This window comes from Streptomyces europaeiscabiei, assembly GCF_001550375.1.
Lineage (GTDB): Bacteria > Actinomycetota > Actinomycetes > Streptomycetales > Streptomycetaceae > Streptomyces > Streptomyces europaeiscabiei.
Map to the genome: position 1 here is coordinate 1 of NZ_LRTR01000861.1, position 12,610 is coordinate 12,610.

General features: G+C 72.3%; 9 protein-coding genes. 3 read left to right on the plus strand and 6 right to left on the minus strand.

Annotated features, from left to right (window positions below; genetic code table 11):
* Positions 1-113: 113 nt before the first annotated feature.
* Positions 114-944: a hypothetical protein gene (locus tag AWZ10_RS43630; RefSeq protein WP_060893937.1), complete on the minus strand. Its 831-nt coding sequence runs from the start codon at positions 942-944 to the stop codon at positions 114-116.
* A gap of 463 nt (positions 945-1,407) precedes the next feature.
* Here AWZ10_RS43630 and AWZ10_RS43635 point away from each other — a divergent pair, with 463 nt between their 5' ends.
* Entirely contained in the window at positions 1,408-2,064 is a 657-nt protein-coding gene (locus tag AWZ10_RS43635; protein ID WP_046706346.1) for a M15 family metallopeptidase, read from the plus strand.
* Between the two features lie 224 nt (positions 2,065-2,288).
* Here AWZ10_RS43635 and AWZ10_RS43640 read toward each other — a convergent pair whose 3' ends face one another.
* A complete protein-coding gene (locus tag AWZ10_RS43640) occupies positions 2,289-3,038 on the minus strand; it encodes an AraC family transcriptional regulator (RefSeq protein ID WP_060893938.1) in 750 nt (249 codons plus the stop codon).
* A 155-nt stretch (positions 3,039-3,193) separates the two neighbouring features.
* Between AWZ10_RS43640 and AWZ10_RS43645 the strand changes: the two genes are divergently transcribed.
* Positions 3,194-3,766 carry a class I SAM-dependent methyltransferase gene (locus tag AWZ10_RS43645; RefSeq protein WP_079104687.1) on the plus strand — a complete coding sequence of 191 codons (573 nt, stop codon included), beginning with the start codon at positions 3,194-3,196 and terminating at the stop codon, positions 3,764-3,766.
* A 20-nt stretch (positions 3,767-3,786) separates the two neighbouring features.
* Here AWZ10_RS43645 and AWZ10_RS43650 read toward each other — a convergent pair whose 3' ends face one another.
* Positions 3,787-4,227: a protein-tyrosine phosphatase family protein gene (locus AWZ10_RS43650; RefSeq protein ID WP_046705530.1), complete on the minus strand. Its 441-nt coding sequence runs from the start codon at positions 4,225-4,227 to the stop codon at positions 3,787-3,789.
* A gap of 220 nt (positions 4,228-4,447) precedes the next feature.
* Between AWZ10_RS43650 and AWZ10_RS43655 the strand changes: the two genes are divergently transcribed.
* Entirely contained in the window at positions 4,448-5,383 is a 936-nt protein-coding gene (locus AWZ10_RS43655; RefSeq protein ID WP_046705529.1) for a dihydrodipicolinate synthase family protein, read from the plus strand.
* A gap of 136 nt (positions 5,384-5,519) precedes the next feature.
* Here the strand turns inward: AWZ10_RS43655 and fxsT are convergent, their stop codons facing one another.
* From fxsT to leuA, 3 genes are all read right to left on the minus strand, one after another.
* On the minus strand, positions 5,520-9,533 hold the full coding sequence (gene fxsT, locus AWZ10_RS43660; RefSeq protein ID WP_159058582.1) for an FxSxx-COOH system tetratricopeptide repeat protein: 4,014 nt from the start codon (positions 9,531-9,533) through the stop codon (positions 5,520-5,522).
* Positions 9,534-9,642: 109 nt separating this feature from the next.
* On the minus strand, positions 9,643-10,374 hold the full coding sequence (locus AWZ10_RS43665; protein ID WP_078935398.1) for a TerB family tellurite resistance protein: 732 nt from the start codon (positions 10,372-10,374) through the stop codon (positions 9,643-9,645).
* A 220-nt stretch (positions 10,375-10,594) separates the two neighbouring features.
* Positions 10,595-12,316 carry a 2-isopropylmalate synthase gene (leuA, locus tag AWZ10_RS43670; protein WP_046705526.1) on the minus strand — a complete coding sequence of 574 codons (1,722 nt, stop codon included), beginning with the start codon at positions 12,314-12,316 and terminating at the stop codon, positions 10,595-10,597.
* Positions 12,317-12,610: the final 294 nt, after the last annotated feature.

A 12,610-nucleotide genomic window follows, 5' to 3' on the forward strand; every position in this document is an offset into this window, starting at 1 on the left:
CCTCGCCCTGCCCCTGCCCCGGGCCCGCGCCCTGCGCAACCTGTCCGCCGTACGGGCCGCGCTCGGCGATCAGGCCGGCGCCGACGCGCTGCGGGCCGAGGCCATGGAGGTGTTCAACGCCTGCGAGGCCCGCGAACGGCACGAGCCATGGCCGTGGGTGTGATCCGGGTGATCCGGGACCGGAGGGCCGACGCCGCGCCGGTGGCCGGGCGGCGGGCCCGGAGCTGTCGCCAGGTCGGCTTCGGGCAGCGGCCCTTGGGCAGGACGTTGGTGAACTTCCCGTAGGGAACGAGCCGTGGGGACAGGCCGATCTCGACCCAGTGGGCCTTGCCGGAGGAGAGGTCCCAGCCGTCGTTGGGGATGCGGACGTGATCGGCGCGGTGGTCCTTGTCCTGGCTGGTGATCTGGAGGACCTCGACATGGCGGAGCCGGGGCCGCATGACCACGCAGTAGTGGGGCCGTTCGCCGGCCGACTCCCGGAACGGCACCACGGCGTGCCAGATCTCGCCGGGAGCGGGGCGGCGCCTGCCGCCGTTGAACCCGCCGCCGTCCCACCAGCGCACCGCCCGGTGGCAGAGGAACGCGGCGAGCCCGGACGCCCCGCTCAGCGCCACCATCGCCGAGTCGAACCGGGTGTCCGCCCAGAGCACGGCCGCGCGGCTCGCGCCGAGGACGACCGCCGCGTGGCAGAGGTAGGACCACCAGGGGCTGGGCCGGGACCATCTGGTGAACGCGGCCACGCCCAGCGCGACCGCGACGGGGACGCCGTGCAGGATCGCGTACTGCTCGGCCGTGGGCGGCCGCAGCGGGGGGTCCTGGGCGGCCATCAGGTCCGGTACGGCGACCGGCAGCGCCAGCGCGTAACCGACGGCGTTCCACACCACCATCAGCAGATAGACCTTGACGGCCATGCCCAGGCACGACGTGTTGGTGCGACGGGCCACCGGCTCCTCCTGTTTCCCTGCGGAAGATCAGCATCCGTGCGGGGAACACGGTCCGGGATCCGTGGAATTGCGTACCCGGTTACGTAATGGGACCGCGTTCCCCGTCGGCGGCCGGCCCCGCCGGTCGCCCGTCGGCCAGGCCGAAACCCGCTTGCGGCGGACTTGCAGAGAACTTCCAGCGGAGTGCGGCATTCTCGGTGTTCTCGGGGGAGCAACGGATCGGCCGGGCGACCACCGCCCGGCCGGTCCGCTCACCGGAGCGCACAGGGGACGGACCGGTGGGAACGTGACAACAGTGGGTTCGGAACAGCAGGACGGGCTGGGGGAGCACCCGGCTCCAGGCCGCAGACCACCACTCAAGGGGGGAAGCCCCCGGGGAGGGACATCAGGGGATCAGGTCCCTCCCCGGGGTGCTGCCACGCACCCCGACGCCTCACACCTCCGGCCCGGTGGAAGACGACGCATGCCTTCGATCATCCTGATGAGCGACCCCGAGGTCGCCGGTGTCCCGGTCCAGGAGTGCGGTGAGCCCCTCGTCGACCTGAGGGAGCTGCCCTTCGTGGTGGTCGACTCCCGTCAGGCCGACCCCGAGGGGTCGTACGCGCACCTGCGCGAGGGCGTCGCCTGGCGCCTCGCCCGCGCCGCCCGGCTGCTTCCCGACGGGTTGCGGCTGCTGGTCACCGAGGGGTACCGGCCGCTCGCCCTGCAGATCGAGTACTTCGAGGCGTACGCCGCCGAGCTGCGCCTCGCCAACCCCGACTGGACCGAGGAGCACCTCCGCGTCCAGGCCAGCCGTTCCCTCTCGCCGCCGGAGATCGGGCCGCATGTCGCGGGCGCCGCGGTCGACCTGACCCTGTGCACCGCCGCCGGGGAGGAGCTCGACATGGGTACCCGTCTCGACGCCAGCCCCGAGGAGAGCGACGACGCCTGCTACACCGACGCGCCGAACATCTCCGACACCGCCCGCCGCAACCGCCGCACCCTGAGCGCGGCCCTCACCACGGCCGGGCTGGTCAACTACCCCACCGAGTGGTGGCACTGGTCGTACGGGGACAGGTACTGGGCGCTGATGACGGGCGCGCCGAACGCGCTGTACGGGCCCGCGCGGATCGGTCCCTAGCGCAAGCGGCACAAGCCCGGCGGCACCAGCTCCGCGGCACGCCAGGCATCCGTGGTTTCCCGCCCCCGCCGTCCCTACCCGTCCCGTCCCCGAGGGCTGCACCCCGTCCCCTGTCGTCGCCTCGGCGGCGAACCCCGTAGCGGGGGTCAGGGGCAGCACCCTGCGGATGGGGCGGGCAGGGACGGCGGGGGCGGAGTCATGCACGGGACGGGGACGGTCACCGCTCAGCGGTGCAGGGGGAAGTACCGGCGGGGTGTCACGCCCACGATCCGGTGGAACGCCGCGACGAAGGAACTGGCCGAGGCGTAGCCGACGCGGTGGGCCGCCGACTCGATGGGGAGGCCTTCGGCGAGGAGCGGCATCGCGGCCCGCATCCGGGCCTGTTCGCGCCACTGGCCGAAGGTGAGGCCCGTCTCGACGACGAAGAGGCGGGCCAGTGTGCGGGCGCTGGCGCCGACCTGGGTGCCCCAGGAAGCGAGGGGGCGGGGATCGCAAGGGTGCGCGGTGAGGGCGCGGGCCACCTCACGGGCCCTGGGGTCACGGGGTTCGGGGGCGGTGACGCTGGTGACGGGGACGGGGTGCAGGACGTCGAGGAGGACGGCCTCCGCACGGGCGCGGGCCCCGGCGGGCAGGTCCGTGCGGAGAAGGTGGTCGACGAGCGCCTGGAGCAGCGGGCCCACCGCGACCACCGTCGGCTCCCCCCAGTCGATGCCGGGGCAGCTCGCGGGGTCCACGTACGGGCTGCGCATCACCGTGTCACCGGCCGACTCGGTGGTGTGGGGGACGCCCGCGGGGATCCACAGGGCGAGGGTGGGCGGCAGGAGCCAGGAACCCCGTCGGGTGGTGACCCGCAACAGCCCCTTCGCCGACCAGGCGAGTTGGTGGACCGCGTGCCAGTGCCGGGAGAAGGCCGTGCCGCGTGGCATGGCGAAGTGACCGATGAAGATCGCGGTGGGGTGCGGACCGTGCAGCATGGCCGGGGGATTCCGCTCGACGCCCGGGCCGGCGTCCCACCGGACGCCGGTCGCCTCCCGCTGATCGGCCCCCGCACCCCGCTGTCCGTCTGGCGACATGGGACGGCAGCCTAGCCCGTGGTGGACAGGGCGGGGCCGGGCCTAGCGTCGGCGGTATGCCGATGAATCAGATGCACCAGAGGATCTGCAGCTCCGAGAAGTGGGCGCTCAAGACGCGGGAACTACTGCTGCCCTGGGCGCTCCACGGGGTCGAACTGGGCACGGACGTCCTGGAGATCGGGCCGGGTTACGGCGCCAACCTGCGTGTCCTCGTCGAACAGGTGCCGCACCTGACCGCCGTCGAGGTCGACGCGGAGACCGCCCGGCTGCTGGACGTCGCCTGGGGCGAGCGGGCCCGGATCGTGCACGCGGACGGGGCGGACATGCCGCTGCCGGACGCGTCGTACGACTCGGTCGTCTGCTTCACGATGCTGCACCACGTGCCGAGCGCCGAGCTGCAGGACCGCATCTTCGCGGAGGCTTTCCGGGTCCTGCGCCCCGGCGGCACCTTCGCCGGCAGCGACAGCCGGTCGAGCCTCCGCTTCCGGCTGGTCCACTTCCGCGACACCATGAACGTCGTCGACCCCGCGACCCTGCCCGCACGCCTCACCGACGCGGGCTTCACGGACGTCGCCGTGACCGTGCACGAGCAGGGCGGCAGCCTCCGCTTCCGCGCCCGCCGCCCGTAGCCCCGCCGCCTCTCGGCCGGTCAGGCCCCGAACCGCCGTACGTACCGGCGCTGCCAAGGGGTCTCCACCGCGTGCCGGTCGTAGTGCCGGCGTACGTACGCCACGGCCTCCTGCGGCGGTACGCCGTCCAGCACCGCCAGACAGGCCAGCGCGGTGCCGGTGCGGCCCCGGCCGCCGCCGCACGCGAGTTCGACCCGGTCGCCGGTCGCCCGGTCCCAGGCGTCCCGCAGCACCTCCGCCGCCTCCGCCCCGTCACCGGGCAGCCGGAAGTCGGGCCACCGCAGCCAGCGGGACGCCCAGGGGACTTCGGGCGGCTCCTTGCCTAGGAGGTAGACGGCGTAGGTGGGGACACGGCCGTCCGGGAGCGGGTGGCGGAGCCCCCGGCCGCGCACCAGCCGCCCGGAAGGCAGCCGCAGTACACCGGAGTCGTCCGTGTCCCAGGGCTCGATCGCTTCCGCCATGGGCCCAACCTACCCCCCATCCCTTCCCGGACGACGTCAGCGCGGAGATCATGCCCGCCCTCGTGGCCGCGTCGACCCCACGACACCGCCGCCGATGCCACCATCCTGTACGTACTGGAGGCGGAGCCGACGCGTGACCTGGTCGCCCAGGCGGTGTCCGGGCCGGCTCCGGCGAGTGAGCCGTACGCGATACGCGATGCCTAGTACCGAGGGAGCCACGATGACCGTCCCCGCCCCGCTGACCGGTGTCATCCCGCCCGTCTGCACGCCCCTGACACCGGACCGCGAGGTCGACGTCCCCTCGCTCACGCGGCTGGTCGACCATCTCGTGGCGGGCGGTGTGGACGCGCTGTTCGTGCTCGGTTCGTCGTCGGAGGCGGCGTATCTGACGGACCCGCAGCGGCGGCTGGTCGTGGAGACGGTGGTCGGTCACGTCGGCGGCCAACTCCCCGTCCTCGCCGGGGTGATCGACATGACGACGCCCCGCGTACTGGACCACGTCCGCGCCGTGACCACCGCCGGAGCCGAGGCCGTCGTGGCGACCGCCCCCTTCTACACCCGCACCCACCCGGCGGAGATCTCCCGCCACTACCGGCTGCTCGCCGCAGGCTCCCCCGTCCCGGTCTTCGCCTACGACATCCCGGTCGCCGTCCACTCCAAGCTGCCCGCCGACGTGGTCCTGGAACTGGCGGCGGACGGGGTCATCGCCGGCCTGAAGGACTCCAGCGGCGACCTTGCCGCCTTCCGTACGGTCGTCACGGGCGCCCGCACCGACGCCGCCGTCACCGGCTTCAGCGCCCTCACCGGCTCCGAACTCGTCGTCGACGCCGCCCTCGCCCTGGGCGCGCACGGTGCGGTGCCGGGGCTGGCGAACGTCGACCCGGCCGGGTACGTCCGCCTCGACCGCCTCTGCCGCGCCGGGGACCGGGACCGGGCGCGCGCCGAGCAGGAGCGCCTGTGCGCCCTCTTCGGCATGACCGGCGTCGGCGCCCCCACCCGTATGGGCGCCGGCTCCGCCGCCCTCGGCGCCTTCAAGACGGCCCTCCACCTGCGCGGCATCATCGCCTGCCCGGCCACGGCGGAACCACAGGTACCGCTGTCGCAGACGGAGACCGAGCAGGTCGGCAAGTACCTGGCGGCGGCAGGGCTGCTGTAGGCGGGCCCCCGCACTCATGGTCCTCGGGACACAGCGTGTCCCCCGAGGCGCGTAGAAACCGCTCGACGCGTGTGTCCGGGCGTTCACCGGACTCCCGGCGCGAGGGCCCGATTCGTCGGGCACCATGGCGAGTTGGTCACCCCCGGGGCGGCCCGGAGGCTGGACCACCCCCGGGGGAGTACGACACGGTGTGGCGGCGGAGACGGAGGGCGGCGAGCATCCGGAGCCAGTGGCCGGTGATCAGGCAGAGGAAGGGATAGCGCCACTTCACGCGCGCTTCGACCTGACGGCTGTCGCTGCCGAAGATACGACGGCCGTCGTCGATCACGGCCTCGAAGAGGGCGACGGCGCGGTGCGGGTGGAGGGCCCAGAAGGTGGCGTAGGCGTGGTTGAGCCGGGCCCACCAGGTGCGCGGATGGTCCGGGCCGTGGACACGGGCGCGGTCGGACGCGAGGTCCGCGTACAGCGCAAGGGCGGTACGGACCCGGCCGGTGCGGCGAGCCGTGTGGGCGACGAGCCATCGGGTGTCGAGTGTCCACCTGTGGTCGGGACCGTACAGACGCTCGCAGTCCGCCCGCCGGGTATCGGCCGCCTCCCTCGCCTGCCGCCAACGGCCTGTGCGGATCAGGGCGTGGCACCACCACTCACGCTGCTGCTGGGTCGCGGGGTGGTCGGGCCCGAAGTGTGCCGTCAGGTCGTCCAGGAAGCGCCTCTGCAGGGCGGCGGCGCGCCACAGCAGCCCCACCGAGGCGTACGCGCTCCCCAGGCGGCGGCGCGCACCGATCGACGCCCAGCCCCAGGGGCCGGATCTGGCCTCTCGCGCGTGGAGCACACGTTTACGGATCCGTAGCGCCTTGAGGCGTCTCTGCACCGCCCGGTACCCATCGGCCACGTCGTCGAGCGCGTCGAGCGCGTACGGGTGGTCGGCCCCCAGGAGACGGACGTTGTCCGCGTACAGCTCCCGTCCGGCACGCCGGGCCTCTCGTCGACGTCCGACCATGTCCAGTGCCGCCGCATGTGTGGCTCGCGCGGCGACAGCCGGCAGGGAGTCGGCGCCGAACACCCGCTCGTGGTCCGCCACCGCCCCGCTCGTCAGCCGGAGTTGCTCCCGGTGGCGTCCGGCATCCCGGCAGGCCACCGCCAGCCGGCGCCGTGCCAGCAGGGTGGACGGGTGATGGGTTCCCCGAATGCGTGCCATGTCGTCCACGATGCCCCGATGGAGTGCGAGTGCCTCGTCGTGCAGCCCCTGCCAGGTGAGCACATCGGCCAGATGGCTCCGGGCCCAGACGACTTCGACGTGGTCGTCCCCGTAGAGCCGGGCGTACTCGGCCACGTTCTCCGCACGCAGTTCGCGGGCCTCGTCGGCCTCACCGTGTTCACGCAGGGTGTGGGCGAGTCGGGCCCGTGCGGAGAAGGTCTGCGGGTGCCCGGCACCCAGGCTCCGCCCGGTGTTCCGCAGGGTCTGCCGCAGCAGGGCGACGGCCTCGGGATAGTGCGCCGCCGCGGTCAGGGCATCGGCGAGGCCGAGGCAGACGTCGAACGTGCGCGGATGCAGATGCCCGTGGACCCGCTCATGGTCGGCGAGGACCTCGCGTGCGAAGTCGATCGCCTCCTGGAACCGCCCGTGCCGAGTACAGAGATGGATGTGGAAGCGGCGGACGCCGAACGTGCCGGGGTGGTCCCCTCCCAGCAGTCTCTCGTGGTCCGCGATCAGCTGGACCTGTGCGGCGTATGCCTCACCGTGCCGCATCGACTCGTCCAGCCCCCACACCAGGCGGCCGCGCGCCCTCAGCACGACCGGGTGTTCCGGGCCGTGCAGCGCCGTCCGCTCCTCGACCACGCGGCGGAACAGGGACACGGCCTCCTCGTACCGCTCCATCCGTGTCAGGCATGTGGCGAAGGTGTCGCGGACCTCGACCGTGCTCTCGGAATCCGGCCCCAGGGCCCGCTCCGCGTCCGCGAGCGTCCGCCCGGCAGCCTCGTGCGCCTCGTCGTACAGAGTGGCGTCCAGACACTGGAGGGCCAGGTTGTTGCGGGCACGGACCGTCTCGATGTGTTCAGGACCGTGCTCGGCCTCGCATGCGTCGAGGTAGCGACGGAGCAGCGCGACCCCTTCCTCGTCGCGGCCCATCGATCCGTAGGTGTCGGCCAGGCTCTGCAGGGAGTCGAGGCTCGCTGCGGACGGCCCGGGGCCCTGCGACCATTCCGTACGCATGCGGTCCACGATGCGCGCCGCCTCACCCAGCCGGCCGACGGCCGCGTACACCTCCGCCAGATCACTCAGAGCGCTCCGGGCGACCTCGTGATCCGCGCCGTGCAGCCGTCGCATGTCCCGCTCCAGCGCCTCGTACATGGGCACGGCCAGCTCGTAGCGACCGGCTGTCCCGTACGACCGGGCGAGGTCCCTGCGTGCGGTGAGCGTGCGCTCGTCCTCGGGGCTCAGACACCGCTCGGTGATCTCCAGGCGTCTGACGCGGGCCCCGATGGCCTGCTCGGTGCGGCCCGCCCACGAGCACATGTCCCCTTCGAGTTCCAGGGCGCTGAGCGAGGGAGCCGCCTCCTCCCCCAGCGCGGAATCGCAGTCCCGCCGGGTCTCGCCCGCCCAGACCACCGCCCGGCCCATGGCTCCCACATGACCGAGATGGTCGTACGCCGCCCACCTCCGCAGCCACACCAGGTTCTCCTGGTCCTCCTCCTCGTACGACGACAGATCCCCTCGTACGACGTTCCACAGCGCGTCGATCTGGTCGACGAGCTGCCCCCCGGACTCCCGTCTCTCCCAAGCCTCTCCGGGCGGTATCAGCACCTCTCCCAGATGCCGCACCGCAGCGCGGACGACGTCCCGTATGCCCTCTCCCGCCCTCTCCCGCATCACCCGCTGCACCAGGCGGTGCAGGTTCACGGCGTCCGCTCCGGAGTCCGTGGCGAGCGAGGCCCGGGTCAGCGCTCCCAGCGCGGCCTCCACGGCGTCGACGTCGTCGACCCCCGCCTGCCGGACGACCCCGTGCAGCAGTCGGCGGGGCACACCGGCGGGCGACAGCACCGACAGCGCCTCCAGCAACACCCGCACCGTGCCGTCCGGGCTCCGCTGCTCGACCTGTTCGGCAGCGATGAGCATCGCCTCGGCCACCCGGTGCGGGTACCGCTCTCCGGGCACCTTCTCCAGCGCGGTTCTCAGGGGGTAGGCCCGCAGCCGCTCCAGGTATCCGCGGTAACCGGTCCCCCGCGCCCGGATGACATGGGCCGCCTGGGCGAGAGCGAGAGGCAACCGGCCCAGTTCCGCCGCGACTTCGTGGGCGCCGTCGTCCGAGGCGACTCCCGTGCGCAGGCGCAAGAAGTCCAGTGCCTCCTCCTCCGTGAAGACCGTGACGTCGACTCTCGCGCCCGCGAGGTTCGTGAAGTCCCTGGAGGTGGCGGTCACCACCACCTGCGCCCGGCCGGCCGTGGGCAGCCACCTGACCACCTCGTCCGGGTCGGTCGCGTTGTCCAGGACCATCAGGCACGGGTCCGGATTCCGGCCGATCCATGTGAGCGCCGCCCGGGCGGCCTTCGCCGTGTCGTCGCCCGCCTCACGGGCGCCCAACTGGTCGGCGAGTTCGGCGAGTCCGGAGGTGAGCTGGCCACTGTTCTCCGCGGTGATCCAGGCGACGACAGGCCAGCCCTCCTCGATACGTCGCCGGGCGTAGGCGGCGGCCAGCTGGGTCTTGCCGACGCCTCGGGCGCCGGTGACGGCGTGGACGACGGTGAGGCTGTGCCGCTCGGTGGCGTCGGCGAGTTCGCCGAGGAGGTCCTCGCGGAGCTGGAAACCGACGGGTTCGCGGGGCAGGTCGCCCATGCGGACGAGGAGTTGGGGCGGTTCGTCCGGGGAGGTCCCGTTCACGGTGACCGTCGCGTTCGGCAGTTCCAGCCGCATGCCCCCGGCCGGCTCCGCGGGTGCCGTCATCGCCTGGGCAGCCCTTTGCGCCCACGACGCACCCCATGTCCCGCCCATCGTCGCCGCGACGGTCGCCGCCGCCACACCGACGGCGATCCGACCCTCGTCGGACCCGGGCAGCAACGGCACGTCGACGGCGTAGAAGAGGAGAAAGACCGCCGCGAACGCCAGCACATTGAGCGCCGCCACCAGCGCCCAGCGCATGCCGTACCTCACGCGCTCCCCCTCGCCCCCAGCACGTCCGGAAGACGATTGTGCCCCGCGCCCGGCGGGACGAAGCCGCACAAGGCTTACGAAACCGCCGCCGCCGGCTACCGGAGGACCGCTACGACGGCGTGCGTGCCGTCTCCAGGAGACGGGTCACGTCGTCCGAGCAGATCGTCAGGGCCGCGCCGACCGTGGCCAGCGCGTCCCGCTCCGCCGGGGTGTAGGGGCCGTCCGCCAGGGCGATCCGCGCGCCCTGGAGGAGGATCGCCTCGCGGCCGGTCGGGGCGAGGTGGGGTGCGAGCGGGTCCAGGGCCTCGTGGAGCTCTATGGCGAGGCCGGGGCCGCAGGGTTCGCCGTGGACGCGGCCCGTGTCGGCGGCCAGGGCCTCGACCAGGGCGCCGAGCTGGTCCTCGGTGCAGTCGTCGAACCCGGCGGAGCGGACGGCGGTGGCGGCGACGGTCAGCGCTGTGCGGGAGCAGGCGCCGCCGGCCGCGAGGACGGCCAGGGCCACCGTGTGGACGGCGTCGCGGAGCATCGCGGAGAAGCGGGTGGTGGTGGGGTGGTCGAGGACGTCCGTGGCGTAGTGGTGGCGGCAGGCCGCGCATTCGACCACGGGGCCCGTCTCGCCGCGCGACAGGACGGGGACACCGAGGAAGGTGAAGCGGCGGCGGCCGGTGAGGCGTTGGTAGTTGCGGTCGCCTCCGCAGCCCGGACAGAAGAACTCGCCGTCACCGACGCCCGTCCACGCGATCCGGGTGCCCATGACACGCGACAGGCCGGTGGCACGGCTGGTGTACCCGACGCGGGCGAGCGCGGCGGCACCGCCGATCGGGTCCCGTCCTGGCAGCACGTCGCACCTCCGTCACTCCCCCACACACGGCCCCTTGGGCGCGGGAGGTGACCCCTCGGCAACATCGCCGCGCTTGCGTGATGTTAGCCACATTGGTGAGGCGCAGTCAGTACTCCGGACGAGGCCTACTCGTGACCCGCACAGGGTTTGGCCGGTAAACGACGGGCCCCGCCCGCCGGAATTCGGCGAACGGGGCCTTTCAAACCGCCGGTCAGGCTGGTCAGCGAGCCGCGCGGTTGACGGCGGAGACGACCGCCTTCAGTGACGCACGCGTCGTGTTCGCGTCGATACCGATGCCCCACAGAACCTTGTCCTCGATGGCGACCTCGATGTACGAGGCGGCCTGCGAGGAGGCGCCCTCGCTCATCGTGTGCTCCTGGTAGTCGAGCAGCCGCGCGTCGATGCCGATGCCCTGCAGCGCGTGGAAGAACGCCGAGATCGGGCCGTTGCCGGTGCCGACCAGGGTGGTCTCCGCGCCGTCGACCTCGGCCTCCACGGTCAGCGTGTCCACGCCGTCCTTGTCGGTGGTCGACTGGTTGTTGCGGACCTGGACCCGGCCCCACGGGTTCTCGGGGTTCGGCAGGTACTCGTCCTGGAAGACCGCCCAGATGTCGCCGCCGGTGACCTCGCCGCCCTCGGCGTCGGTCTTGGCCTGGATGAGCTTCGAGAACTCGATCTGCATCCGGCGCGGCAGGTCCAGCTTGTGGTCGTTCTTCAGGACGTAGGCGATACCGCCCTTGCCGGACTGCGAGTTGACCCGGATGACGGCCTCGTAGGAGCGGCCGACGTCCTTGGGGTCGATCGGCAGGTACGGGACGGCCCACTCGATGTCGTCGACGGTCCTGCCCTGCTCCTTCGCGGACGCCTCCATGGCGTCGAAGCCCTTCTTGATGGCGTCCTGGTGGGAGCCGGAGAAGGACGTGTAGACCAGGTCGCCCACGTACGGGTGGCGCGGGTGGACCTGCATCTGGTTGCAGTACTCCCACGTGCGACGGATCTCGTCGATGTCGGAGAAGTCGATCTGCGGGTCGACGCCCTGGGAGAACAGGTTCATGCCCAGGGTGACCAGGTCGACGTTGCCGGTGCGCTCGCCCTGCCCGAACAGACAGCCCTCGACGCGGTCGGCGCCGGCCATCAGCGCCAGCTCGGCCGCCGCGACGGCCGTGCCGCGGTCGTTGTGCGGGTGGACGGAGATGACGACGTGCTCGCGGCGGGAGAGGTTGCGGCTCATCCACTCGAAGCGGTCCGCGTGCGTCGACGGGGTCGAACGCTCCACCGTGGCGGGCAGGTTGAGGATGATCTCGCGGCCCGGACCGGGCTGGTAGACGTCCATCACCGCCTCGCAGACCTCCAGCGCGAAGTCCAGCTCGGTGTCGGTGAAGATCTCCGGGCTGTACTGGTACCCGAACTCGGTCTCCGGGCCCAGCAGTTTCTCCGCGTACTCCATCACCAGCCGCGTACCGTCCACGGCGATCTGCTTGATGTCGTCCTTGGAGCCACGGAACACGACCCGGCGGAAGACGGGCGCGGTGGCGTTGTACAGATGCACGGTCGCCCGCCTGGCGCCCTTCAGCGACTCCACGGTCCGCTCGATCAGGTCCTCACGGGCCTGGGTCAGTACGGAGATGGTGACGTCGTCCGGGATGGCGCCGGGCTCTTCGATGATCGACCGTACGAAGTCGAAGTCCGTCTGGCCGGAGGCCGGGAAGCCGACCTCGATCTCCTTGTAGCCCATCTTGACCAGCTGGTCGAACATCCGGCGCTTGCGCTCGGGCGACATCGGGTCGATCAGGGACTGGTTGCCGTCGCGCAGGTCGGTGGAGAGCCAGCGGGGGGCGGCGGTGATCCGGTTGTTCGGCCATGTGCGGTCGGGGATGTCGACCTGCTCGTACTGCCCGTACTTGTGGATCGGCATGGACGTGGGCTGCTGGCGGTTCGCCATGATTGCGTGGGCTCCTCGATGGTCCGACAAGGACGGCCGACGCAACGCCAAAGCACCGCGGGGAGGGGGTCGGCCTCGACTACAGGCCCTCGCCGCGGCAGCTAAGGAGAAGCAGCCCGAAACGCATGATGCGACGCAGCCTAACCGAGTCACGTTTCCAACGGGGGGCTGTATCAGTATGCGGGATGCGACCTCGATAGTGGACAAATAGTGCAAAGGCTCACACTCACCCCCTTCAGGGCGCGGGCGGGGCGCGGGGCCGCACCCACGCCCGACCTCGGCGAGCGGGCGCGG

Excerpts from the sequence above, each read along its gene's own strand:
- leuA (WP_046705526.1), bottom strand. The coding sequence starts at position 12,316 with ATGGCGAACCGCCAGCAGCCCACGTCCATGCCGATCCACAAGTACGGG.
- AWZ10_RS43635 (WP_046706346.1), top strand. The coding sequence starts at position 1,408 with ATGCCTTCGATCATCCTGATGAGCGACCCCGAGGTCGCCGGTGTCCCG.
- AWZ10_RS43640 (WP_060893938.1), bottom strand. The coding sequence starts at position 3,038 with ATGCTGCACGGTCCGCACCCCACCGCGATCTTCATCGGTCACTTCGCC.
- AWZ10_RS43655 (WP_046705529.1), top strand. The coding sequence starts at position 4,448 with ATGACCGTCCCCGCCCCGCTGACCGGTGTCATCCCGCCCGTCTGCACG.
- AWZ10_RS43650 (WP_046705530.1), bottom strand. The coding sequence starts at position 4,227 with ATGGCGGAAGCGATCGAGCCCTGGGACACGGACGACTCCGGTGTACTG.
- AWZ10_RS43645 (WP_079104687.1), top strand. The coding sequence starts at position 3,194 with ATGCCGATGAATCAGATGCACCAGAGGATCTGCAGCTCCGAGAAGTGG.